Source organism: Mycobacterium sp. ITM-2016-00317, assembly GCF_002968295.1.
In the GTDB taxonomy this organism is placed as follows: domain Bacteria; phylum Actinomycetota; class Actinomycetes; order Mycobacteriales; family Mycobacteriaceae; genus Mycobacterium.
Genome location: NZ_CP134399.1, coordinates 189,685 through 213,604, shown reverse-complemented (window position 1 = coordinate 213,604; position 23,920 = coordinate 189,685). Strand labels below are relative to the sequence as shown.

Annotated in this window: 24 protein-coding genes and 1 pseudogene; 9 read left to right on the top strand and 16 right to left on the bottom strand. The window is 70.4% G+C overall.

The window, feature by feature from the left end:
- Nucleotides 1-169 precede the first annotated feature (169 nt).
- The 3 genes from C6A87_RS01065 (at nt 170) to C6A87_RS01055 (ending at nt 3,968) form a co-directional block, all read left to right on the top strand.
- The gene (locus C6A87_RS01065; protein ID WP_311115583.1) at nt 170-1,750 is read left to right on the top strand and encodes a TrkA C-terminal domain-containing protein; all 1,581 of its coding nucleotides are present in this window, start codon (nt 170-172) and stop codon (nt 1,748-1,750) included.
- A 119-nt stretch (nt 1,751-1,869) separates the two neighbouring features.
- Complete coding sequence (locus C6A87_RS01060) at nt 1,870-2,844, top strand: nitronate monooxygenase (RefSeq protein WP_396837144.1); 975 nt, start codon at nt 1,870-1,872, stop codon at nt 2,842-2,844.
- A gap of 284 nt (nt 2,845-3,128) precedes the next feature.
- Nucleotides 3,129-3,968 carry a nitroreductase gene (locus C6A87_RS01055; protein WP_311115581.1) on the top strand — a complete coding sequence of 280 codons (840 nt, stop codon included), beginning with the start codon at nt 3,129-3,131 and terminating at the stop codon, nt 3,966-3,968.
- A 16-nt stretch (nt 3,969-3,984) separates the two neighbouring features.
- Here the strand turns inward: C6A87_RS01055 and C6A87_RS01050 are convergent, their stop codons facing one another.
- From C6A87_RS01050 to C6A87_RS01020, 7 genes and pseudogenes are all read right to left on the bottom strand, one after another.
- Nucleotides 3,985-5,373 carry an oxygenase MpaB family protein gene (locus C6A87_RS01050; RefSeq protein ID WP_311115580.1) on the bottom strand — a complete coding sequence of 463 codons (1,389 nt, stop codon included), beginning with the start codon at nt 5,371-5,373 and terminating at the stop codon, nt 3,985-3,987.
- Nucleotides 5,374-5,468: 95 nt separating this feature from the next.
- Entirely contained in the window at nt 5,469-5,897 is a 429-nt protein-coding gene (gene arr / locus C6A87_RS01045) for an NAD(+)--rifampin ADP-ribosyltransferase (protein WP_311118140.1), read from the bottom strand.
- 115 nt (nt 5,898-6,012) lie between these two features.
- Nucleotides 6,013-6,297, bottom strand: a complete 285-nt coding sequence (locus tag C6A87_RS01040) for a hypothetical protein (protein ID WP_311115579.1) — start codon at nt 6,295-6,297, stop codon at nt 6,013-6,015.
- A 110-nt stretch (nt 6,298-6,407) separates the two neighbouring features.
- A pseudogene (locus C6A87_RS01035) lies at nt 6,408-7,876 on the bottom strand (sodium:solute symporter).
- A gap of 14 nt (nt 7,877-7,890) precedes the next feature.
- A complete protein-coding gene (locus C6A87_RS01030; RefSeq protein ID WP_311115578.1) occupies nt 7,891-9,489 on the bottom strand; it encodes a thiamine pyrophosphate-binding protein in 1,599 nt (532 codons plus the stop codon).
- The gene (gene speB, locus C6A87_RS01025) at nt 9,486-10,433 is read right to left on the bottom strand and encodes an agmatinase (RefSeq protein WP_311115577.1); all 948 of its coding nucleotides are present in this window, start codon (nt 10,431-10,433) and stop codon (nt 9,486-9,488) included. Before speB ends, C6A87_RS01030 begins: the two co-directional genes overlap by 4 nt.
- The gene (locus tag C6A87_RS01020) at nt 10,430-12,016 is read right to left on the bottom strand and encodes a cytosine permease (RefSeq protein ID WP_311115576.1); all 1,587 of its coding nucleotides are present in this window, start codon (nt 12,014-12,016) and stop codon (nt 10,430-10,432) included. The genes speB and C6A87_RS01020 overlap by 4 nt, the downstream gene beginning before the upstream one ends.
- A 225-nt stretch (nt 12,017-12,241) precedes the next feature.
- Between C6A87_RS01020 and C6A87_RS01015 the strand changes: the two genes are divergently transcribed.
- Nucleotides 12,242-13,141, top strand: a complete 900-nt coding sequence (locus C6A87_RS01015; RefSeq protein WP_311115575.1) for an Lrp/AsnC family transcriptional regulator — start codon at nt 12,242-12,244, stop codon at nt 13,139-13,141.
- On the opposite strand, the gene C6A87_RS01010 is transcribed toward C6A87_RS01015, so the two are convergent.
- Nucleotides 13,128-13,517, bottom strand: a complete 390-nt coding sequence (locus C6A87_RS01010; protein ID WP_311115574.1) for an SRPBCC family protein — start codon at nt 13,515-13,517, stop codon at nt 13,128-13,130. The two genes, C6A87_RS01015 and C6A87_RS01010, sit on opposite strands and share 14 nt — an antisense overlap.
- Before the next feature lie 56 nt (nt 13,518-13,573).
- Complete coding sequence (locus tag C6A87_RS01005; protein ID WP_311115573.1) at nt 13,574-14,236, bottom strand: O-methyltransferase; 663 nt, start codon at nt 14,234-14,236, stop codon at nt 13,574-13,576.
- A gap of 107 nt (nt 14,237-14,343) precedes the next feature.
- Between C6A87_RS01005 and C6A87_RS01000 the strand changes: the two genes are divergently transcribed.
- Entirely contained in the window at nt 14,344-14,565 is a 222-nt protein-coding gene (locus tag C6A87_RS01000) for an acyl carrier protein (protein WP_311115572.1), read from the top strand.
- A gap of 4 nt (nt 14,566-14,569) precedes the next feature.
- Here the strand turns inward: C6A87_RS01000 and C6A87_RS00995 are convergent, their stop codons facing one another.
- The 4 genes from C6A87_RS00995 to C6A87_RS00980 form a co-directional block, all read right to left on the bottom strand.
- A complete protein-coding gene (locus tag C6A87_RS00995) occupies nt 14,570-15,061 on the bottom strand; it encodes a TIGR04338 family metallohydrolase (RefSeq protein ID WP_311115571.1) in 492 nt (163 codons plus the stop codon).
- A complete protein-coding gene (locus tag C6A87_RS00990) occupies nt 15,058-15,810 on the bottom strand; it encodes a DUF2786 domain-containing protein (protein WP_311115570.1) in 753 nt (250 codons plus the stop codon). The genes C6A87_RS00995 and C6A87_RS00990 overlap by 4 nt, the downstream gene beginning before the upstream one ends.
- 84 nt (nt 15,811-15,894) lie before the next feature.
- Nucleotides 15,895-16,863 carry a hypothetical protein gene (locus C6A87_RS00985; protein ID WP_311115569.1) on the bottom strand — a complete coding sequence of 323 codons (969 nt, stop codon included), beginning with the start codon at nt 16,861-16,863 and terminating at the stop codon, nt 15,895-15,897.
- 17 nt (nt 16,864-16,880) lie between these two features.
- Complete coding sequence (locus C6A87_RS00980) at nt 16,881-17,720, bottom strand: alpha/beta hydrolase (RefSeq protein WP_311115568.1); 840 nt, start codon at nt 17,718-17,720, stop codon at nt 16,881-16,883.
- A 73-nt stretch (nt 17,721-17,793) separates the two neighbouring features.
- Here C6A87_RS00980 and C6A87_RS00975 point away from each other — a divergent pair, with 73 nt between their 5' ends.
- Nucleotides 17,794-18,834 carry a sigma-70 family RNA polymerase sigma factor gene (locus C6A87_RS00975; protein ID WP_311115567.1) on the top strand — a complete coding sequence of 347 codons (1,041 nt, stop codon included), beginning with the start codon at nt 17,794-17,796 and terminating at the stop codon, nt 18,832-18,834.
- Here the strand turns inward: C6A87_RS00975 and C6A87_RS00970 are convergent.
- The gene (locus tag C6A87_RS00970) at nt 18,831-19,286 is read right to left on the bottom strand and encodes a MarR family transcriptional regulator (RefSeq protein ID WP_311115566.1); all 456 of its coding nucleotides are present in this window, start codon (nt 19,284-19,286) and stop codon (nt 18,831-18,833) included. The two genes, C6A87_RS00975 and C6A87_RS00970, sit on opposite strands and share 4 nt — an antisense overlap.
- A gap of 99 nt (nt 19,287-19,385) precedes the next feature.
- Between C6A87_RS00970 and C6A87_RS00965 the strand changes: the two genes are divergently transcribed.
- A complete protein-coding gene (locus tag C6A87_RS00965; RefSeq protein WP_311115565.1) occupies nt 19,386-20,153 on the top strand; it encodes a pirin family protein in 768 nt (255 codons plus the stop codon).
- A complete protein-coding gene (locus C6A87_RS00960) occupies nt 20,131-21,450 on the top strand; it encodes a gluconolaconase (protein ID WP_311115564.1) in 1,320 nt (439 codons plus the stop codon). The genes C6A87_RS00965 and C6A87_RS00960 overlap by 23 nt, the downstream gene beginning before the upstream one ends.
- Here C6A87_RS00960 and C6A87_RS00955 read toward each other — a convergent pair.
- Nucleotides 21,447-21,851 carry an SRPBCC family protein gene (locus tag C6A87_RS00955; protein WP_311115563.1) on the bottom strand — a complete coding sequence of 135 codons (405 nt, stop codon included), beginning with the start codon at nt 21,849-21,851 and terminating at the stop codon, nt 21,447-21,449. The genes C6A87_RS00960 and C6A87_RS00955 overlap by 4 nt on opposite strands.
- A 224-nt stretch (nt 21,852-22,075) precedes the next feature.
- Here C6A87_RS00955 and C6A87_RS00950 point away from each other — a divergent pair, with 224 nt between their 5' ends.
- On the top strand, nt 22,076-23,164 hold the full coding sequence (locus C6A87_RS00950; RefSeq protein WP_396836963.1) for a phosphodiester glycosidase family protein: 1,089 nt from the start codon (nt 22,076-22,078) through the stop codon (nt 23,162-23,164).
- On the opposite strand, the gene C6A87_RS00945 is transcribed toward C6A87_RS00950, so the two are convergent.
- Complete coding sequence (locus C6A87_RS00945) at nt 23,157-23,909, bottom strand: fructosamine kinase family protein (RefSeq protein ID WP_311115562.1); 753 nt, start codon at nt 23,907-23,909, stop codon at nt 23,157-23,159. The two genes, C6A87_RS00950 and C6A87_RS00945, sit on opposite strands and share 8 nt — an antisense overlap.
- Between the last annotated feature and the right edge of the window lie 11 nt (nt 23,910-23,920).

Below are 23,920 nucleotides of genomic sequence, written 5' to 3'. Positions count from 1 at the left end.
CCGCCCGGTCGGCGCTAGGAACTCTTTGCCGACGGAAGCGGTCACCCGGTAGGTCTGTGACAGCGGAACTTGTTGACCCGGGCTGAGTTTCGGTGGGCTACCTGACGGCGTCTTCGGGCAACTTCACTGATCGAACGTGGCCGCCGCGCCCGGGATTAGGCTGCCGCTCATGCAGTGGTTCGTCGAAAACCCTCTGCTCACGCTCTTCTTCTGCCTCGGCGTCGGGAGTCTGTTCGGCCGCATCCGCTTCGGACCGGTCGCGTTCGGCCCCGCCGGGGCGCTGTTCGTCGCGCTCGCACTGACCGCGATCGAACCCGACGCCGCGCTGCCGCCCATCGTCACCAGCCTGTCGCTGTGCGTGTTCTGCTACATGGTGGGCCTGGCCGCAGGCCCGTCGTTCGTCAGCGCGATCCGCACCGGCTGGAAACAGGTGGTGGTGTCGGTGCTCGCGATCCTCGCGATGGCCGCCACCGCGCTGGGCCTGGGCTGGGCGTTCGGCCTGGACATCGGGACCGTCGCCGGGGCGTTCGCCGGCGCCGGGACCGCGACGCCGGCGCTCGGCGCCGTGCAGCAGCAACTGGCCGTCGGTGACGCCGTCCCGCCCGAACCGGCCATCGGCTACGCGGTGGCCTATCCGATCACCGTCTGCCTGACCATCCTGGCGTGTTCGTACCTGATGTCCGTGGGGCGCCGCAGACCCAATGCCGAGGACCGCGCGAAGGTGCCGCCGATCGTGGTGCAGACCGTGGAACTGCTCGGCGACCCCGATCTGAGCGTGGGGGGTCTGGAGACCAACTATCACGCTGTGGTGTCCCGGTTGACCCGCGACGGCAAGACCGGCGTCGCGCACGACGACGAACGGTTGGCCCCCGGTGACCTGCTGACCGTCACCGCGAGCGAGGACCAGGTCGAGCGGATGATCAAGGATCTGGGCCGGCCCGCCCGCTCCGAGCCGTGGCTGGACCGCAGCGAGATCGACTTCCGCCGGATCACCCTGTCCGCGCCGCAGTACGTCGGCCGCGAGCTACGCCACCTGGGGTTGGAGGACCGCTTCGACGCCGTCGTGAGCCGGGTGCGCCGCGGCGACACCGACATCATCGCCACCCCCGACCTGGTGCTGCAGAACGGTGACCGGCTCCGGGTGACCGCGCCGCGCACCCGGATGGCCGACATCACCAAGGACCTCGGCGACTCCGAACGCGCGGCGGGCGACATCAACCCGATCGGCCTCGGCCTCGGCCTGGCGATCGGACTGGTGTTGGCGCTGGTGGAGCTTCCGCTGCCCGGCGGCGGCGCCCTGGTGCTGGGCACCGCCACCGCGCCGTTGGTGGTCGGCGTCGTGCTGGGCGCGCTCGGGCGCACCGGTCCGATCGTCTGGACGCTGCCGGGCAACGTGTCCAACACGCTGAACCAGTTCTCGCTGTTGGTGTTTCTGGTCGCCGTCGGTACCGGCGCGGGCGGCGGCCTGGTGACCGCACTGGCCGCCGAAGGCCTGCAACTCGTCGTGCTGGCGCTCGCCGTCTCCGCGGCCCACGCGCTGATCTGCGTGATCGGCCTGCGGACCGTGCTGAAGTTCGGCACTGCGCGGGCACTCGGCGGGCTCACCGGATCGCAGCTCAACCCCGCACCGTACGCGTACGCCATGTCGAAGATGCCCGACCAGCGCGTGGCGGTGGGGTACGCCGTGCTGTTCCCGGTGTCGATGATCATCAAGGTGTTCGTGGCACAGTTGATGGTCGTCTACTTCTGACGGCCGGGACTGTCACCGGCCCCGAATGCGTGACGTGAAGCACCCTTCGCACCGAGGAGGACCCGGTGACCAACCCGCTGACGAATCTCGGCGTCACCCTCCCGGTGCTCGCCGCCCCCATGGCGGGCGGGCCGACGACTCCGGCCATGGTGGTCGCCGCGGCGCGCGCCGGCGCACTCGGGCTGCTGGCGGCCGGTTACAAGACCGTCGAGACGGTGCAGACCGAGATCTCCGCGGTACGGCAGGAGTCGGTCGCGTTCGGGGTCAACCTCTTCGCGCCCAACCCCGTACCGATCGGCGAGGACGCCTACCGCCGGTACGCGCAGGCGGTGCAGCGCGAAGCGGACCGGTTCGATCTGCACCTGCCGACCGCCCCCGTCGACGACGACGACGCGTTCGGCGCCAAGGTCGACCTGCTGCTGGCCGCCCCGGTGCCCGTGGTCAGCTTCACCTTCGGCCTGCCCGGCCCCGATGTGATCCGCGCGCTGCAGAAGGCGGGCACCGCGGTCGTGCAGACGGTCACCTCGGTCCCCGAGGCCGAGGAGGCCTCCGCGGCAGGTGTGGACATGCTCGCGCTGCAGGCCTCGGTCGCCGGCGGGCATTCCGGAACGTTCACCCCCGACCGGTTGCCCGCGTCGGTACCGCTGGCCGACCTCGTCGCCCAGGTGACCGCCGCCGTGCGGTTGCCGGTCATCGGCGCCGGCGGGCTGGCCACCGCCGGCGACGTCGTCGCGGTGCTGGGCTCCGGGGCCGCCGCGGTCGCAGTGGGCACGGTACTGCTGCGCGCCGACGAGAGCGGGGCCTCGGCCGTCCACCGCGCCGCACTGACCGATCCGCGGCGTACCGAAACCGTCCTCACCCGCGCCTTCACCGGGCGGCCGGCACGCGGACTGCGCAACCGGTTCATCGACGAGTTCGAATCGCAGGCCCCGCTCGGCTATCCCGCGATCCACCACCTGACCAGCCCGCTGCGCAAGGCGGCCGCCGGCGCGGGTGAGGCGGACCTCGTGCACCTGTGGGCCGGCACGGGATACCGCCACGCCGAGGAGAAGCCGACCGCGACGATCCTGTCGGAACTCGGCGCCGGAATCTGACCTCCGAACATCGCTGCGAGGCTGCTCCTTTCACCTGGGAGAAAGCCGGTCGGGCCGGACACCGTTGTGTGCCGTACACGATGCGTGTCGTGCGCCGGCAGCATTCGCGCCTCCGCATCGCCCGTGGCACAGCGGTTTTGGCAGCGGTGCCCGCCAACTCAGCCCGGCGCCGCGTGGTGCTCACCCGGCAGGGCGGACACTGGCGGGTTGCGCAGTACCAGGCGTCGCCGCTGCACCTAGAATGACGCAGTATCAGCGGTGACCGGCATCGGAGGTGAGGGGATATGGCCACGGCGTTCCCCGATGCCGCGACGCTGGACAGTGTCCTGGACCTCGCCGCGCAGGCGCCGTCGGTGCGCAACATCCAGCCGTGGCTCTGGCACGTCGACCGCCACGGTGTGCAGCTGTTCGCGGACTGGAGCCGCCGCCTCGGTGACACCGACTCCGACCGGCGCGATGTGCTCGTCAGCTGCGGCGCGGTGCTGCACCACTGCGCGGTCGCCTTCGCCGCCGCCGGCTGGTCGAGCCGCGTGCGCCGCTTTCCCGCCGACGGGGTGCTGGCGACCATGGAGGTCGACGAGCGGACCCCGGGTCCGGGCACCGTCGAACTGGCCGAGGCCATCGGGCGCCGCCGCGCCGACCGGCGCCCGTACCGCGGCACGCTGCCGCCCGGCACGATCGAACTGCTGGTGATCCGCGCCGAACGCTTCGGTGTGCGCCTGGCCGTGGTGCCGACCGTCCGGTGGGCCAGGGCCGGCGACAGCGACTTCGCGGTCTGCTACGGAGCCGACCAGCCTGGCCATCCGGGGGACGACGCCGTGATGCTGGTGCTGGCCACCGACACCGACGACGACGGGACGCGGTTGCGGGCCGGCGAGGCGGTCAGTGACCTGACGCTGTCGGCGGCCGCGCTCGGGCTGGCCAGCTGCCCGCTGACGTTGCCGCTGCACGACACCCGCGGCCGCCTGGCGCTGGCCTGCGAGGTGTTCGACGCGGAGGCCTACCCGCAGGCGTTGATCCGGCTCGGGCCCGCCGGCGTGGGTGGTCCGCTGCCGCCGGTGGAACGGCGGTCCGTCGCGGAGACGACCACATTCGATCTCAAGACGACGTTCGACCTCGACTGAGGCCCCGCTACCCCGGCTAGCCGGTGAAGCCCTCCCCCGACGTCGAACGGTCGTGGTGGGCGAAGGTCAGCGGGATCTCCCGTCCACGGGCGATCTCGTCCAGCACCGCGATCCTCTCGCGCGCGGCTGCACCGCTCTTCTTCCTGCGCTCCCGGATCGGGTTGGACCACGGTAGTTTGTCGGCCACCGTGGCGATGCGGACGTTGAGGGCGGTGAGCTTCTCGGCGATCTGTACCCGGCGCTCGAAGTTGTAGCCGAGCGGCTCGAAGAGCGTGCCCTCGACCATCCTGTCGATCTGCTGGTAGCCGAACACGACGCCCGCCGGGACGAGCGCGATGGTCGCGGTGAGCTGGTTGGCGTGCCTGGCGACCACCTTCTTCGCCCAGCCCGGAAGCGTCTCCGTCAGGGTCCGCAGGTGCTCGGGACCCGCGATGGCGTCGACGAGCTGGGCCCGCCACGGGGACGGGTTACCGCCCCTGGCCAGGACGTAGTTCAGCGACTTGATCAGCTCCAGGCCGTCGGCGGAGTGCAGCAGCTCGGGTGCACCCCACAAGCGCCCGGAGAACGACGAGTACTCCGCGAGATCCTCCAGCTGCTGCGGGGTGAGCGTGCGACCGAACGCGTGGTCGACCAGACGCCCGAGCAGCATGCCGCTGCCGAAGCCCAGCAGCGACGTCACCGGGATCGGTTCGCCGAACTTGAGGTAGACCTCTTCGCCCCACTTCCGGCGCAGGCCCCGGCTGGCCAGTGCGTGCATCAGCCGCACGCGCACCACATCCTGGAAGGCTTCCGACCGCCGGTCGAAGATGTCGGGCAGCGTGAACTCGGCGAACACCCGCGCGGTCTCGATGAAGCGGCGCGGGCCGTCGTCGGCGAACCGGCCGGTGGCGCCGGTGGCGGCAGAGATGTCGCCGGTCATCGCGGTCTCGTAGAACGCCCACCCGCGGATGATCGCCGTAGCGGCCACCGTGGCGGACATCGCCAGCATCCGGCCGCGTTCGGCGGAGGTGAGGTCGAACTGACCGGGCAAGCCGTCGAGATGCTCGAAGAGGTCGACGAGCTCCTGGGGCGGATCCTCGACTGTGTCGATGCCCTTGGTGAGTGCCTGTTCGAACATCGCGCGGCCGTGTTCGTGGCCCAGGCGCTCGAACGCGTCGACCACGCCGATCATGTACTCGTCGCGCTGCCAGAAATAGTCGTCGCGCAGCCGCGTGAGGTCGTTGGGTTCGACTTCTTTGTCGATGTCGATCCACGGCCCGAACAGGATCTCCCGCATGCGGCGCCACTGGTCGGCGAAGTGATCACGTCCCGGCGGAATGGGCCGTAACGGGCGTTCCGGATGGTCGCGCCGATTGAAATCGACGTCCTCGATGGTGATCTGCGGACGCTCACCTGTCACAGTCATGCAGCTATCCAATCTCGGGATACAGGGCACTGATTTGTGACGTTAGCTCACGACATCCCGGATGTGAATGGCCATTCCTGATCTCGCGGCGGCCGCTAATCCTCGATGACGTCGAGGCCCCGGCGCCGCAACTCGGCCAGACTGTCCCGCATCGCCTGGATCTGTTCATCGGAATGCCCTGTCCAGTCGGTGATCTCACCGATGATGCGGACGGGTTCGCGGGTGCGGAACGACCGGGTGGGGTTTCCCGGCAGCTTCTTGTCGGTGACGTTGGGGTCGTCTTCGAGAGCACCCTGCGGTTCCACGATGAAGATCCGGCAGCGGCCGTCGCCGGCGGCCAGTTCGGCGCCCCACACGGCAGCGTCCAACGTCTGGGTGACGTAGACGTGGTTCATCACGCGCTCGTGGTCGTAGTTCGACCGGCGCCCCGGCAACAACAGATCCCCGACCGCCAGGTCGGCTCTCGTCCCGTGCAGGAACGCACCGGACTCGTGGACTTCAAAGGGTTTCGGCGCTTGCGGCACAGCCACTTCCGTTCACTTTCACGACAGGACTGCAGGATTGTGCCCTGCGGTCCGGGTCTTGCCGCAAGACCCCCTGGGGGTCGTAAAGTGAGAGCGGGACGATCCCCGTCGGTCGTCAGTTGCGCACGCTGGTGTCGACGTGCGGCACCCTCACCCTGGGATAGAGCTGGCCGAGCCAGGGATTGTTGCTGTCATTGCCGTAGCCGTAGCCGAAGCGGTACCCATTGCCGTACCCATGTCCGAAGCCATGCCCGTAGCCGTTGTCGTGGTGGTAGGCACTGTCGTCGTTGTGGCTACCGAAGGCAGGCCCGCTGGGGGCGGCCTGCGCCGGACCGGCGACACCGATCGCCACTGCTGACAGGGCTCCGGCAACCACGCTGAGCATCCCGAGTTTCTTCACGGCTCTCGCCTCTTTCCTGTTACCACTTCGTCTGCGGATATCACTCCCGCGATATGTGCTGAAACAGGAGACTGCGCGAATTGATTCCAGTGCCCGGCCGCTGCGGTCGTCTACCCCGCGGTCACCTTGGCCGGCTCCTCCCGGCCCGCCAGCCGGTCGTCCCACACCTGCAGCACCTCCGGCGGCGTGCGCGGGGTCATCAGGCTCGCGACCACGTACACGATCAGGCTGGCAGCGAGACCGAAATAGATTGGCTCGTTGGCCAATACGTCGCCGACCAGCACCATGGTGCCCAACGTCACAGCCGTGCCGACGCCCATCGACCACAGCGCGCCCGCGCCTGTCGCACGCTTCCAGACGAACCCGCCCAGGATCGCGACGAGCAGGCCGCCGACCAGGATGTCGTAGGCGATGGTGAGCGCGGCGACCACGTCGTTGAGCATTGCCGCGATCACGATGACGACGATGCCGAACGCCACCACGTACAGCCGGTCGGAGTGCACGTCACGCTCGGCGTCCGACTCCCGGGGTTCGGTACGTCCGAATAGCCGCAACACCATCGGTTTCACATCCGTGCGCGCCACCGTCGCGGTCGCGATCAGCGCACCCGAGGCGGTCGACATCATCGCCGCCACCGCGGCCGCCAATGCCAGACCACTGATGCCGACCGGCAGGATCGTCTCGGCGAGCTGGGCGTACACGTCATCTTTGGCCTCGACGTCGGGCAGGAACGTCGACGCGGCCATCCCGATCACCGCACCCGCGACGCCGTACAGCAGGCAGTACACCGCCGCGGTGGTGCCGCCCCATTTGGCCACCCCCGGCGAGCGGGCGGTGAACACCCGCTGCCAGATGTCCTGCCCGATCAGCATTCCGAAGCTGTAGACCACGAAGTAGGTGATGATCGTGGCGGTGCCGATGGTGCCCAGATCGAAGGCCGCATCCCCGGCCCGCTCCCGGATACCGTCCAGCCCGCCGCTTTGGTCAGCGAGAACGGCAACAACAGGCAGAAGATGCCGATCGTCTTGAGGACGAACTGCACCATGTCGGTGAGCGTGATCGACCACATGCCCCCGATCGACGAGTACAGCATCACCGTGGCGCCGCCGATGATCACCGACACCGTGCGGCCGGTGCCGAACAGCACGTTGAACACCGTGGCGTAGGCGATGGTCGAAGTGACCGACAGCATCAGGGTGTAGGCCGCCATCACGACACCGGACGACGACGTCGCATCGACCCCGTAGCGCAGCCGCAGCATCTGCGCGACGGTGTAGACCTTCAGCCGCTGGATGCGGCCGGCGAAGAACAGGCTCAGCGCGAGCAGGCCGACGGCGATCGCGACCACCAGCCACATCCCCGAGATCCCGTACTTGTAGCCCAGTCCGATGCCGCCGACGGTCGACGCGCCGCCGAGCACGACCGCGGCCATGGTGCCGGTGTAGAGCACCGGGCCGAGTCGCCTTCCTGCGACGAGGAAGTCGGCCGAGTCCTTGGTTCTCGTCTTCCCCCAGAACCCGAAGGCGAGCATGGCGACGAGATAGATCACGATGATGGCGATGTCGAGCGGTTTCCCCATGGTGGCTCCCCCTGTCAGGTGGGTGCGAACATCCGCAGCACTGCGGGTAGCACGACGACCGCGGGTCCGCGGGTCGTGAACGTGTCGGCGATTGCTTCACCGACTCCCTCCGGTGACACCCGTCGTGCGGGCACCCCGAAACTCTCTGCCAGCGCGACGAAGTCGGGGCGGGCCAACTCCGTGGCGGTGGCCTGACCGAATGTGTCGGTCATGTATTCGCGCAGGATCCCGTAGCCGCCGTCGTCGACGATCAGCCACGTGACGTCGGCGTCGTGCTGGCGGGCGGTGGCCAGTTCGGCGATGCCGTACATCGCGCCGCCGTCGCCGGTCACCGCGAACGTGCGCTGCCCGGTGCCGATCGCGGCGGCGACGGCGGCCGGGAACGCGAAGCCCAGCCCGCCTGCGCCCTGGGCCGAGTGGAACTCGCCGTCCCGGGGATCCCAGGCCGACCAGGCCCAGTACCCCGCGATCGTCATGTCCCAGAAGGTCTGTGCGGCAGCGGGAACCGTGGCCCGCAGGTCGGCCATCAGCGTCAGCTCCACCGCGACGTCCTGGCCGGCCAACCGGCCCTGCACCGCGGCGCGCAGCGCGGACGCGACCGCGGCGCCGTCTCCGGTGCGCGGCGTGACCTGACCGGCCAGCGCTGTCAGTGCCGTCGCGGCGTCGGCGTGGATGCCCAGCGCGGGATGGTTGGCCTCCAGCACCCGGGCCTCGGCGTCGATGTGGATCACGCGGCCCTTCGGGGCGAGCGTGAAGTAGTTGGAGGTGACCTCGCCCATCGCGGTGCCGACCGCGAGCAGCACGTCGGCGTCTTCGAGCAGTGCGGTGGTGTGGCGGTCCTCGATCCACGACGCCGCCGACAGCGGGTGCGCGAACGGGATCGCACCCTTCCCGCCGACCGTCGAGACCACCGGCGCGTCAAGGCATTCCGCGAGGGCCACCAGCGCGGCGGGCCCGCCGGCCGAGCGCCGCACCCCTCCGCCGGCCAGGATCACCGGCCGCTCGGCGGAGTCCAGCAGCGCCGCCGCTGCGCTGACCAGTTCGGCACGGGGCGGCCGGTGGGTCACCGCGGTCGCCACGGACGTCACCGGCGGCACGTCGACGGGCTCCTGCAGCACGTCCTGCGGGATCTCCACCCACACCGGCCCGGCCGGCGCGGACTGCGCCAGCGACCAGGCGTCGGCCAGCAGCGACGGGATCTGTGAGCTACACCGGGCCAGCGCAGTGCTTTTCGTGACGTTCACGGCGCTGCGTTGCTGGTCGTCGAGTTGGTGCAACATGCCGCGGCGCAGCCCGATCCCGGCCCGCGGCACCTGGCTGACGATCACCAGCAGCGGTACGCCGGTCGCGTAGGCCTCCTGCAACGCGCCGAGCGCGGTCAACGCTCCCGGCCCGGTGGACAGGAACAGCACCCCGACCTCACCGGTGGCCCTGGCGTACCCGTCGGCGCCGAACGCCGAATTGTTCTCGATCCGCGAGCTGACGAACGTCAGGTCGCTGCGCCGGATCGCGTCGAACAGCGCCAGCGCGTTCTGCCCGGGGATACCGAACACGTGCGAAACACCCAACACGCCAAGTGTTTCGACGACGACGTCACCCCCGTTGCGGCTCATGACAAGTGGCGCATCGCCAGCAGGGACACCAGGTCGTAGGCGACATGTGAGGCCGCGACCCCGGTCATCTGCGCGTGGTCGTAGGCGGGCGCGACCTCCACGACGTCGGCCCCGATCAGGTTCAGCCCGTGGAACCCGCGCAGGATCTCCAGCAGTTCCCGGCTGGAGATGCCGCCGGCCTCGGGCGTGCCGGTCCCCGGCGCGTGCGCCGGGTCGAGCACGTCGATATCGATGGACAGGTACACCGGCCGGTTCCCGACGCGGTCCCGCAGTTTGTCGACGACCTCGCGCACGCCCTGGTAGTACACGTCCGACGAGGTGACGATGCCGAACCCGAAGCGGCGGTCGTCCTCCAGATCCTTCTTGCCGTAGAGCGGGCCGCGGGTGCCGACGTGCGAGAGCGCCTCGGTGTCGAGGATGCCCTCCTCGACGGCGCGGCGGAACGGGGTGCCGTGGGTGTACTCGGCGCCGAAGTACGTGTCCCAGGTGTCCAGGTGCGCGTCGAAGTGCACCAGCGCGACCGGTCCGTGCTTGGCGTGGGCGGCGCGCAGCAGCGGCAGTGCGATCGTGTGGTCGCCGCCGATGGTCACCAGCGACGTGCCGTCGCGGGTGAGGTCGACGGCGGCCGCCTCGATCGTCTCGATGGCCTCGTGGATGTCGAACGGGTTCACCGAGATGTCACCGGCGTCGACCACCTGGGCAAGCTCGAACGGCGACACGTCCAGGGCGGGGTGGTACGGGCGCAGCAGCCGGGAGGACTCCCGCACGTGTGCGGGGCCGAACCGCGCGCCGGGCCGGTAGGACACCCCCGAGTCGAACGGCACGCCGACGACGGCGATGTCGGCGCGGGGCACCTGGTCGAGCCGGGGCAGGCGGGCGAACGAGGCCGGTCCGGCGAAACGCGGCGTCTTCGACGCGTCGATCGGGCCAACGGGCGTGGTCATGCGGTCACTTCCTCTGTCACTAACGGGTTTTCGGGTTCGTCTTCTGACGTGATGGGGATGCCCGCCGGCGCGCTGGCCCGGACGAATCGCGGACCCGCCGGACCGAACGCGTCGGCGGGCTCGGGGAACGCGAGCAGCAGCAGCGGGTACAGCACCGCGGCGACACCGAGGCCGACCGGGATGGACAGGTCGATGCCCGAGGCCAGATCGCCGAGCGGGCCGACGAACTGCCCGGGCAGGTTGACGAAGCACAGCGACAGACCGGCCGAGACCAGCCACGCGGTGAGGCCGCGCCAGTTCCAGCCGTGCCGGAACCAGTAGCGACCGCCGCGCTGTCTGCGGTTGAACACCTGCAGTGAGTCGGAGTCGTACCAGCCGCGGCGCACCACCCAACCGATCATCATCACGACCATCCACGGCGCCGTGCACGTCACGATCAGCACCGCGAACGTGGAGATGCTCTGCACCACGTTGAACGCGAACCGCCCGACGAAGATGAACCCGATCGCCAGGACGCCGATGAACACGGTGGCCTGCACGCGGCTGAACCGCGGGAACACACTGGAGAAGTCGAGCCCGGTGCCGTAGAGCGCCGTCGTGCCGGTCGACATGCCGCCGATCAGCGCGATCAGGCAGACCGGCACGAAGTACCACCCCGGCGAGACCGCGAGCAGGCCGCCGACGTAGTTGCCCTCGTCGATGAACTGCGGCGCGTTGGTCGCGACGACGGCGGCGGTCACCAGACCGAACAGGAACGGCACCAGTGTGGCGAGTTGCGCGCAGAACGCCGCGGCCATCGGCTTCCACGGCGCGGTGTCGCGGGGGATGTAGCGGGACCAATCCCCTAGGAACGCACCGAAACTCACAGGGTTGGACATCACGATCAGCGCGGCGCCGACGAAGGACGGCCAGTACAGTGCGTTGGTCGCGGCGTCGGCGCCGGGGCCGTAGATCCCGGGGTAGCCGGGATCGAACGTGCCGCCGAACGCGACGATGCCGAGCAGGAACAGCGCGGTGGCGGCCACCACGGCGATCTTGTTGACCAGCAACATGAATCGGAAGCCGTAGATGCAGACCACCAGGACCAGCAGCGCGAAGATGCCGTAGGCGAAGCCGACCGCGACATTGTTCGGTGCGGCGTCCGGGGCTCCGCCGAACGCCCGGCTCGCACCGCCGACCAACACGTCCCCCGAGGTCCACACCGAGATCGAGAAGAACGCGACGGCGGTGAGCAGCGACAGGAACGATCCGATGACCCGGCCGTGGACGCCCAGATGCGCCGACGACGAGACCGCGTTGTTGGTGCCGTTGCGCGGACCGAACAGCGCCATCGGCGCCAGGATCGCCGCGCCCAGCACCACTCCGAGCAGCGTCGCGAACAGCGCGTCGCGGAACGACAACCCGAAGATGATCGGGAAGCTGCCCAGCACGACGGTGGCGATGGTGTTGGCGCCGCCGAACGTGAGCCGGAACAGATCCAGTGGACCCGCGGTCCGCTCGGCCGCCGGGATCGGCTCGACGCCGTGGGTCTCGACCTGGGTGGCCTTCGGTGGTGGCGCAAGGGCGGGCGTGTCGGCAGCCATGGCGGTCCTTCCGCAGGGGGCGGTGTGGTGCGGCTCACGGTAGAGCCGCAGGTCAGAGCCCGCAAGCGATTCGTTCGTTACGGCCGTGTTGCCAATCATGATGTGTCGCGTCTGACCGGAGATCCGGTCGGATAGCGTGCCCAGAACAGTGTTCAGTGATTGATGTGCCGGTGGCACCGCACTGAAAGATCTTGTGCGGATTCACAGACAGGGAGTGGTGACCGGATGGACGAGGTCGACGAGGCGATCGTCGAACTGTTGGAGGTCGACGGGCGGTTGACCCACCGCGAGATCGCCGCCCGGGTGGGTCTGTCCCGGTCGGCGGCGGCGGCCCGGGTGCAGCGGCTCACCGGCAGCGGCCAGGTGGTGATCCGCGGCGCCGTGCACCCCGCGGTGCTGGGGCGCGGCGCGCTGGCCCACGTCAGCGTCGTCCTACACGGTCCCGCGGCGCCGGTGGCCGCCGCGCTGGCCCGCCGCGCCGACGTGCCGTTCCTGTCGCTGACCAGCGGTCCGCACGGACTGGTCGCGGAGGTGCGTGCGGCGTCGGCACGCGACATCGACCGCGCGGTCGCCGAGTTCCGCGAGCTGCCGGGGGTGTCCGCGGTCGACACCCTGACCTACGTCGAGGTGATGCGCGACGTCATCGGCCCCGTCGGAGACGTCCGCACCGAGCTCGACGACACCGACCGGGCACTGCTGGCCGCGCTGCAGCAGGACGGCCGCGCCTCCTACGTCGAGCTGGCAGCCGGGGTCGGATTGTCGGCGGCCGGCGCGCGCAGGCGGGTGGTGCGGCTCCTCGCCGCCCGGGTGGTCCGGATCGGCGCGGTGGTCCGGCACTCCGGCCAGGACCGGCAGAGCGCCATGGGTTTCGGCATCCGGCTCACCGGCGGAGCGCAGGACGTGGTCGCGGCGCTGACGGACATGCCCGCGGTGATCTTCGTGGCGCGCACGCTCGGGCGCTTCGACGTGCTGGTCACGGTCCGGGCGTTCGCTGCCGCGCAGCTGGTGGAGCTGATGGACACGGTGCGCGGCCTGCCGGGCGTCCGGACGCTGGAGAGCTGGACGCACCTCGACGTGGTGAAGGAGAGCTATGCGTCGGGGCTGGACACGGTCACGGACTCCTGAGCTCCTGCTCGCGCGCGCACAGCTCTTCGATGCGGCGCAGCGCGATCGCCAGCACCGGCAGATAGCCCGGGGCCCACACCGGGGCGCTCATCCACACGCGGCAGCCGTTGTCACGTGGTTCCACACCGTGCCGGGTGGCGGGCACCCCGGCGACCCGCCAGCCCCACGAGCGCCCCTGGTCGAGTTCGGAGATCACGAACGGCAGCGGCACCCCGAGCGGCGTCCACACCCGGCCCGTCGCGCCCAGCTCGAACCCGGACCCGTCGAGTTCGGCGCCGGACACGGTCGGTCCCCACTTCGGCCACGCCTCGAGATCGGCCAGTACATGCCAGGCCGCATCCGCGGAGGCGTCGATGTCCCTGCTCACGGTCCACATTCGGCAGGCATACCCGAACGTGTCACTGCCGGAACCTCTGGCGAACCGCCCGGAGACTAGTCGACGACCGCGACGGCGAAGCCGTCCCAACCCTTGGTGCCCACGGTCTGGATCGCCGCGGTGTCCAGTCGCGGATCGGCGGCCATCATGCCGAACATGTCCCGGATCGCCTGGGCCTGGCGGTCGTCGGGCGCCGGGTCGAGCACGCGGCCGTTGCGGGCGATGTTGTCGACCACGATCACGGTGCCCGGGTGGCCGAGCGTGATCGCCCACTCGACATAGGAGACGTTGTTCTCCTTGTCCGCGTCGATGAACACCAGGTCGAAGTTCTCGCCGCGCTGTCGCAGCGCGGGCAGCGAGTCCAGCGCGGCGCCGACCACGATCTCGACCCGGTCGCCGACCCCGGCGCGCTCGAGGTTGCGCCGGGCCACCTCGGCGTGTGCGGGTTCGTATTCGAGGCTCACGACCGTGCCCTCGGGCCCGACCGCGCGGGCCAGCGCGATGGTGCTGTAGCCGGCCAGCGTGCCGATCTCCAGCACGCGGCGCGCCCCGGCGATCTTCACCAGCAGGGACAGTAGTTTCGCGTGCTGCGCGGACACCTCGATCGCCGGCATACCCGCGGCGTTACCGGCCTCCCGGGCCGCGCGCAGCGCGTCGTCCTCGCTGTGCAGCACGCGGGTGAACAGGTCGTCGAGAGAACCCCAGTCGGGCGCGGTCACGGTGCCACGGTACCGCGACGCGGCCGCCGCGTTTGTGGCCCGCGCCTCGGGGTAGTACCGCCACGTCCGGACACATCCACGGACAACATTCGACGACAGGAGGGATCATGGCCACCGGTGAAACCGGATTCGACGATGTGACGTTCGACCTGATCTCGGTCCAGTACCACTCGCTCAAGGCCGGACATGACTACGGGCAGTACGTGCGCGATGCGCGAAACGCCGGCCTTGACGATGTCGCCTCGTTCTTCGAGCAGGTGATGTCGGAGGACTCGGAGCGGGCCAAGCGCTGCCACGAGTTCCTCGCGAAGCTGCAGGGCAGCGCCTGACCGGTCAGCGAACCCCTTCCTTCGCGTACACGACGCGCAGCACGTGCGCGACCTCCGGACCCATCACCACCGCGCAGAGCTCGCAGAAGGCCGCGACGAACGCGGGGCCGTGCGGCGGGTCCGCGTCGCAGACGTGATGGGCGATCTCGTGCAGCACAACCAGTTCCCGCAATGCCCAGGTGCTGCGACCCTCGGGCACCGCGATGGTCGCCGCGCCGCCGGCGAGTTCGTAGTGCGCCGCGGTGGCGCCTCGGCGCGCACGCACCCGCAGCGGCGCGACGGCAGGCCACCGGTCCCGGACCGCGGGATGGGCCAGCACACTGTCGACGTAGAACTGCACCGCCTCGACCGTCCCGAACCGCGCCTCCGGCGGAAGGGTCAGCTGCGCGCCGAAGAAGTCGACCACCGGATTGCCCCGCTCGGCGGCCCGGTCGAACATCGTGCGCACGAAACCCTCTGCGGCATAGACCTTTGCGCGCTGCGCGTCCCGGGTCATCGTTCCAGTGCTGACCTCGCGCCGGAGAGCTCGGTGTCCCCGCCCAGCCGGGCCCGCCGTCCCGCCCGGTCACCGGCGCGCCGGGCGGCCGAGGAGTATCCCGCGGTGGCACTGGTGGCCCGCCACGTACCGCGCGCCTTCGATGCGTGGCGGTAGTAGTCCTTGAGCTCAAGGTCCTTGTTGCGCAACGCGACCGCGGTGCCGGGGATGGCTGCCGGACCGCTCTGGGCCTCCTGCTGGGCCTGTTCGCGGGCCTCGGCGAGCCGCTGCCCGACGCGTGCGCCGAACGCGAGCTGGAAGTTCAGCCGCGCGGTGATCGTCGGGGTCGGCTTGTGGGCGCCGGAGGCGATGTAGTCGGTCGACGCGCGCACCATCTGCATGACCAGGCTGGTGTACAGCGCGTGGGTGGTGTCGATGTCCTCGGCGAACCCGTACGCGTACACGAACGTCGAGTTCGACGCGACGTCGCATTTGACGTCGTTGGCCGCCGCGATCACCACGAACAGCTGTACATAGGTGCGCAGCCCCCTGGCACCGGGCTCCCCGATGGTGATGGTGCGCTGCACGGGCGTCTGGGCCGCGGTGCGCCCGTCGGTGTGGCTGCGCGCCACGGCGAGGTCGATCGACGTCGCGGTCGCCAGCCGCTGGGCGGCGGCCATGAACGCGTCGGCCTCGTGCGGATTGTCGGTGCCCTCGGCCTGCCGCAGCAGGGCCGCGATGCGGGCCAGCATCTTCTCGTCTGTGCTCATGGCAGCGACGGTAGGGATTCGGTACGACGTTTCACTGCGCGCAGTATTCCTCATCCCCACACCGGATTTGCTCCACAGCCCGGCTCATTTGTCGACGAATCCGTCCAGCGCGGCGAGCAGCTGGCCGGACAATGGGTCCTGCCTGGCGTAGTTGGCGATGCTGTCGGTCGGGTCGTCACGCAGCACGTGGTTGACGCCCTTGAGTTCGACGAACGTCAGCTCGGTGTGGTCCAGCGCGTCCACCAGCGGACCCATCCGGTCGCAGGGGGCCTGGTTGTCCGAGTCGGAACACGTCAGCAGCACCGGGGTGCCCGCGGGCACCGCCGCCGCCAGCGTCAGCGGGTCGATGCTGTCCGCCTCGGCCACCGCGGCCACGTTGCCCGGGTTGACGATCGCCGACAGGCCGTCGGGCAGGTCGGCCGGGACGGTGCGCCTGGTGCGGATGTCCTCGACGGCAGCCTGCCAGGTCGCCAGCGTCTCCGGCGTCCCGTCGGCCTGCACCCGGCCGGTGATGATGTCGAGGTAGCGCCCGGGCAGCGGCTGCAGCAGCCCGAGTGAATGCACCGTCGGTGCGGCCGGGTCGGTGTCCCCGGCCAGTGCCAGCGCGTGGATGGTGCCCTCCCCCAGCGCGTACACCGACACCCGGGCGGGGTCGGTGCCGGGCTGCCCGGCGAGGAACCCGAACGCGGCGTCGGCGCCCGCGGTGTACACGGCGCTGACCACGTCGCCGGGCCGGTCCTTGTACGGGCCCAGGCCGGTCCGTCCGGTGCCGACCTTGTCGTAGCGCAGGCTGGCCACCCCGCGGTCGGACAGCAGCTCGGCCAGCTGGCGCATGTTCCCGATCGGGCCGGCCACCTGGTTGTCGCCGTTGCGGTCGGTCCCTCCGCTCTCGGAGATCAGCAGTGCCGCGGGGGTCGGCTCGCCTCCGTCGCGGTGGCGGTAGGTGCCGTGCAGGGTCAGCCCGTCGGCCTCGAACGTCACCTCCTCGTCGGTCCAGGCGGCGGGCTTCGCCTCCGACGAACAGCCCGCAACCCACAGCAGAGCCGAAAGCATCAGGGCGGTAAGGATTCTCACAGCTTCGTCTCGATCCAGGCGGTGACGTCGTCGAGCACGGTGTCCTTCTCGGGCTCGTTGAAAACCTCGTGGTACAGCCCCGGGTACTCCTTGAGGTGCACGTCGGTCGATCCGATGCAGTCGACGAGTTTGCGGCTGCCCTGCACCGGGATCAGCGCGTCCCTGTCCCCGTGCACGATCAGCAGCGGTGCGGTGATCGCGGCGGCCCGCTGCGGCATGGTCTCGCCGACGCCGATCAGCGCCCGCCCGACCCCGGCCGGGAGCTTGCCGTGATGCACCATCGGGTCCTCCTCGTAGGCGGCCACCACCTGCGGGTCGCGCGACACCGCGTCGGCGGGCAGGTTCTCCACCGGCAGGCCCGGCGCGATCCTGCCCAGCACCTTGGCCAGCAGCACCCGGGCCGGCGGGACCGAGGCGTGCGCGTCGACGGCAGGTCCCGACAGCACCATCGCGTCGTAATCGTCGGGATGCTCGACACCGTAGGTGAACACGATGCCGCCACCCATGCTGTGGCCGAGCACCACCAGCTTCAGACCGGGGTTCTCGGTGGCGGCGATCTGGACCAGGGTGTGGAAGTCACCGGTGTACTCGGACATGTCGCGCAGATAGACCCGCTTGCCGCCGGAACGGCCGTGCCCGCGGTGATCCAGCGCGTAGGTGACAAGGCCGGCTTCGCCGAACCTGGCCGCGACGTGGTCATAGCGCCTGGCGTGTTCGGCGTAACCGTGGGCCAGCACCACCACCCCGCGCGGTGGCCCGCTCGGGGTCCACACGTCGTACACGATCCGGACACCGCCGATGCCGTCGAAGCTGCGCTCGGTGTGGGTCACGGCCATCCAGCGAGACTATCGGGCCGGGTCATGCCCGGCTGTGCACACCGGCAGGTACCGGTTTCCGCGGACCCTGGACTTGTCGGGGCCGCTGCGTAAGCTGCTGTGGGTGACCGTCACGGCCCTTGACGACTCCAACGCCTTCGACGGCAGGGGCGCCGCCGACGCCTTTCTCGCCGACGCGCAGCGCTACCGGCGGGAACTGCTCGCCCACTGCTACCGGATGACCGGTTCACTCCACGACGCGGAGGACCTGGTCCAGGAAACCTATCTGCGTGCCTGGAAGTCCTACAAAGGATTCCAGGGCAAATCCTCGGTGCGCACCTGGCTGTACCGGATCGCCACCAACACGTGCCTGACCGCGCTCGACGGCAACAACCGCAGGCCGCTGCCGAGCGGTCTGGGCCAGCCGGCGTCCGACCCGACCGGTGAGCTGACCGAACGCCACGAGATCAGCTGGCTGGAGCCGCTGCCCGACGCGCCGCACGAGGACCCGGCGGACCCGTCGGTGATCGCCGAGTCCCGCGAAGCCGTCCGGCTGGCGTTCGTCGCGGCGCTGCAGCACCTGCCGCCGCGGCAGCGCGCGGTGTTGCTGCTGCGGGAAGTGCTGCAGTGGAAGGCCGCCGAGGTCGGCGAGGCGGTCGGCACGTCCACCGCTGCGGTCAACAGCCTCCTGCAGCGCGCCCGCGCCCAGCTCGAGGAGATCCGGCCCGCCCGCGACGACCGGCCGGTGCCGCCCGAGTCCCCGGAAGCGGCCGCGGTGCTGAACAGGTACATCGACGCGTTCGAGAGCTACGACATGGACCGGCTGGTGGAGCTGCTCACCGCCGACGCGGTCTGGGAGATGCCGCCGTTCGACGGCTGGTACCTGGGCCCGGCCGACATCATCACGCTGTCGAAGGTGCACTGCCCCGCCGAGAACCCCGGTGACATGCGCTTCCTGACCACCACCGCCAACGGCCAGCCGGTGGCGGCGCTGTACATGCGCAATCCGGAAACCGGTGCCCACGAAGCGTTTCAGCTGCACGTCCTGGACCTGCGCGAGACGGGTATCGCCCACGTCTCGGCGTTCATGGACGTCCGGCTGTTCGCGAAGTTCGGCCTGCCCGCCAGGCTCTAACCAGCAGGCCGGGGGGTCCGCAGCCGGCCCAGGATCGCCGCCAGCGCCGCGCCGAAGTCCCGCTGCTGGGTTGCGGTGAGCCCGTCGAAAACCACCGAGCGCACCAGCTCGGCGTGTCCCGGCGCCGCGGTCTGCAGGGCCGCTACCCCGGCGTCGGTCAGCGCGACGCTGGCCCCGCGCCGGTCGTCGTCGTCGCCTTCGCGTGCCACCAGCCCACGGCCGCGCATCCGGCGCAGCTGGTGGGACAGCCTGCTCTGTTCCCAGCCGATCAGTTCGCCGAGTTCGTGGATGCGCAGCGGCCCGCGCTCCGACAGCGCGACGAGCACGTCGTAGTCGGACAGTGACAGTTCGCAGTCCGACTGCAGCTGACGGTGCATCGCCGTGTGCAGCCTGCTGACCACCGCCAGGTAGTCACGCCAGATCCGCTGCTGGTCGTCGCTGAGCCACTCCATGAATCCACCCTAACCGCGGAATACATGACACATCATGCATGTTGTCGGCAGCAGCACAGCCACCTAGGCTGACAGGAACTCTCGAGGAGTGATCCACACATGGGCAACAGCCGCAGCACCGTCGACGTCCGGCGGGCCGACGACCGCGCGAAGACCAAGATCGCGTGGTTGGACTCCAAGCACTCGTTCTCGTTCGGCAGCCACTACGAACCGGACAACACCCACCACGGACTTCTGCTGGTCAACAACGACGACGTCGTGAAGCCGGGAACGGGGTTCGATACCCACCCGCACCGCGATATGGAGATCGTCACCTGGGTCTTGCGCGGCTCGCTGGTGCACCAGGACTCCACGGGCAACTCGGGGGTGATCTATCCCGGTCTGGCCCAACGGATGTCGGCCGGCCGCGGCATCCTGCATTCGGAGAAGAACGATTCCTGGACCCTCACCGGTCAGGAAACCCACAGTGAGCCAGTTCATTTCGTCCAGATGTGGGTGGTGCCCGACGAGTCCGGCGCCGACCCCGGCTACCAGCAGCTCGAGATCGACGACGAGCTGCTGCGCGGCCGGATGGTGACCATCGCCTCGGGCATGCCCGCGCACACCGACACCGCCGCGATCACCATCCGCAACCGGTACGCGGCGCTGCACGGCGCCCGCCTGGAACCGGGCCAGAGCGTCGAACTGCCCGAGGCGCCGTACCTTCACCTGTTCGTCCCCCGGGGCGAGGTCACCCTGGAGGACGCCGGAGCGCTGCGCGAAGGTGACGCGGTGCGCTTCACCGCATCCGGCGGCCAGCGGGTGACCGCCACCGCACCCGCGGAGATCCTCGTCTGGGAGATGCATGCGGGACTTGGTGCGGCATAAGCGAATCGGCGTCCTGCTGACCGGAGCGGCGCTGCTGACCGCCTGCACATCCGGACCGGGGCCCGCGCTGTCGCCTGCGCCCGCCCCGGCTCCGGCGAGCACGACCGACCGCCCACCGGGGCCCGGACTGGGCCCGGTGACCGTCGCGGTCGACGAACGGCTGGCCGACGCACCGTTCGACCAGCCGCGGGAGGCGCTGGTGCCGCAGGGCTGGACGCTGTCGGTGTGGGCGCGGACCGCCCGGCCGCGCCTGGCCGCGTGGACCCCCGACGGCGCCCTGCTCGTCTCGGTGCCCAGCACCGGCCGGGTGCTGCGGTTCGCACCGCGCCCCGGCGCGGCGCCCGAGGAATCGGTGCTGCTCGAGGACCTCGACGAGCCGCACGGCCTGGCCTTCGACGGGACGACGCTCTATGTCGCCGAAAGCGACCAGGTGCTGGCCTACCGGTACGACCGGGGCACCGCCGTCGAGCCCAGGACGGTCGCAGGCGGGCTGCCCGACGACCGCAGCCCCGATCTGCGGGGCGCCTACTCGCACGTGCTCAAGAGCGTCGCGGTCGGCCGCGACGGTGCCGTCTACTTCTCCATCGGCTCGACCGGCAACATCTCGGCGCAGGACCGCTCGGCCGACCCACCGAGGGCGACGGTCATGCGGGTGCCGCCCGGTGGCGGACCCGCCGAACCGTTCGCGACCGGGGTGCGCAACGGCACCGGGCTGGCGGTCGCGCCCGACGGCGCGCTGTGGACGGCCAACAACGGACGTGACAACGTCGCCTTCCCGGAGCCGGGTCCGTCCTACGGGCAGGTGATCCCGGAGTACGTCGACGACCACCCGCCCGAACAGATCGCCAAGCTCACACCCGGACGTGAACTCGGATGGCCGTACTGCAACCCCGACGGCGGCCCGGCCGACCTGCCGTTCATCCGCGACGTGCAAACCAATCCCGATGGTGCGCAGATGGACTGCGCGTCACTGCCGCCGGTCGAGCAGAGCATGGGCGCCCACTCGGCGCCGCTGGGCCTGAGCTTCGTCGACGGCGAGCTTCCGGCGCCGTACGCGCGCGGCGCGCTGGTCGGGGTGCACGGCTCGTGGAACCGACAGCCGCCCCGGGCCCCGGAGGTGTCGTTCTACCCGTGGCAGGACGGCGGGCTCGGCGACCAGCAGACACTGGTCGGCGGCTTCCAGGCCGACGACGGATCCCGTTGGGGCAGACCGGTGGCCGCCGTCGTCGGACCCGACGGCGCGGTGTACGTCACCGACGACGCGGCCGACGCGATCTACCGGCTGGCGCCGCCTTAACCCGGAGTCTTGACCAGCCTGTTGAGCACGGTGGCCAGCTGCTTCTCTGTTCCGCCGACTCGTTTCTCGAACGCGATCTTCACCAGCGGCCCGAGAAGCTTTGCCGAACCGTGCATCTCGATGTCGGCCTGGAAGGTGACCACCGAACCGTCGCCGCCGCGGTCGACGGTGATCGCATCGACGGTCCTGGAGGACTGGTTCTCCCCGACGAACACCACCCTGCGGTCGGTGAGCTCGTCGAGCTTGTAGGTCAGTTCCGCGGTGACCCCGAACATCCTGGACACGTTGTGCCAGAACGCGCCCTCGACGACGGGACCGGTGTCGATGCGCTGGCAACTCCGGGTGCCGGGATCCCACTGCTCCGCGTGGCCGAATCCTTGAGGTAGTCGACGACCACCCACGGCGGTGCAGTGACGGTGAAGGTGCGAGTCACAGTAGGCATTCCGCCCGGGTACCCGGACGCAGGCCGCATCATCCACGGAGACTAGCGCCCATTCCGATCCAGCAAACGTCGCAGCGACCAGCTCGGGACCATCCTGTGATACCACTGTGACGAAAGTTGACAGTGTTTCTGGTGGGATTATCCTCAGTGGGCTGTCCCCGCCCGTCCCGATTGGAGCCGCCGGTGCCGACTCCCCCCGCAAACTTGCGGCGATTTCTCACCGCGGTGCGCTACGCGCTCGCGGTGACGATGTGCGCCACGGTGGCGGCCGCGACGGCGCCCCCGGCCGCGGCGGCCGATGCCCGCGCGCTGCTCGCGGGCGCGATCGCCAACACCCGCGGCTCCTACCTGGTCTACAACTTCGGCGGCGGCTTCCCCGCACCGATGCTCAACGCGGCGGGCCGGTGGTACGAGATGAACAACGGTGGCCGGCTGATGATCATCAAGGGTGCCTCCCAGCGACTGGCTCCGCGGCTGCTCGCCGACTCGCACACCGGCTATCAGGCCCGCTGCGAACGGGATCCGCGCGCCCGCACCGGCGAAGGGCTGTGGCAGGCGTCCGAGATCTACACCCCGCTGGAGGCCTGGTACGCGCTCGGCCAGCCCGCCATCGCGATCAACGCGAACTTCTTCGACGTCCGCGGGCAGCGCGGCGGCTCGTGGAAGACCACGGGCTGCAGCTCGCCGCTGGGCGCCTACGTGGACAACACCCGTGGGCTGGGCCGGACCAACGCCGCGGTGACCGGGACGCTGGCCTACGCCGGCAAGCAGGGGCTCTCCGGCGGAGACGAGCACTGGATGGCGCTGTCCACGATGATCCTGCCGGTCAAGGGGGCGCCGTTCGTCGTCCCGCCCCGCCACGATGACGACTTCGACGCCGCCACCCCGGCGGTGACCGGCCTGCTCGACAAGGGCACCCGGTTCGTCGCCGTGGCAGGCATCGGGCTGCTGGCCCCGGGCGACACCGGCCAGCTCAACGATCCAGGACCGAGCGCGGCGCGCACCGCGCTGGCCTACGTCCGCGACCGCGACGAGATGTACGTCTTCCAGGGCGGCAGTTACACCCCGGACCAGATCCAGGACCTGTTCCGCGGGCTGGGCAGCGACACCGCGGTGCTGCTCGACGGCGGCGGCTCCTCGGCGATCGTGCTGCGCCGCGACACCGGCGGGATGTGGGCCGGCGCCGGCTCGCCGCGCGGCTCCTGCGACACCATGGCGGTGCTGTGCGACTCCCGCGAACGCGCTCAGCCGGCGTGGCTGGCGTTCAACTGACGCTCAGCGCGGCCGCCCGGGTCTGCGCCTGATAGCCCGCCCCGAACAGCACCACATGGGCCAGCAGCGGGTAGAGCTGATGCAGCCCGACCCGGCCCTGCCAGCCGGCGCGCAGCGGTCGCTGCTGCTGGTAGCCGGCGATCACCTCGTCGAGGTGGGGACAGCCGAACAGCGCCAGCATCGCCAGGTCCGTCTCGCGGTGCCCGCCGTGCGCGGCCGGGTCGATCAGCACCACGCCGTCGGCGGTCCACAGCACGTTGCCGCTCCACAGGTCGCCGTGCAACCGGGCCGGTATGTCGTCGTCGTCGAATTCGCCTGCCCGGCAACGGTCGGCGACGGCAGCCACGGCCGCTGCGGTGCCCGGGTCCAGGTCGGCGCGCTCGGCCATCGGCGCCAGCCTGCGGTCGGCGTAGAACGCACCCCAGGAAGCGTCGCGGGCGTAGTCCATCGGCAGCGGGTGGTTCAGCGGGCCGAAGAACCCCGGCCCGGTCCAGCCCTGCGGCGGTGCGCCGAACCCGTCGGCGCCCGCGTCGTGGGTCCGGGCCAGCCGCGCGCCGAACTCGCGGGCCGCGGCGCGCGTGGGCGCGGCGCTTGTCAGCCGCTCCAGCGTCAGCGCGTGCTGCGTGACGTCCAGGACGCGGGCGCACGGCACTCCGCCGTCGGCCGCGGCGAGCCACCGCAGCCCGGCGGCCTCGCATCCGAAGAACCCTGCGGGGGCGTGCGGGTTTCGCTTCACGAACGGCATGGCGGCGGCGA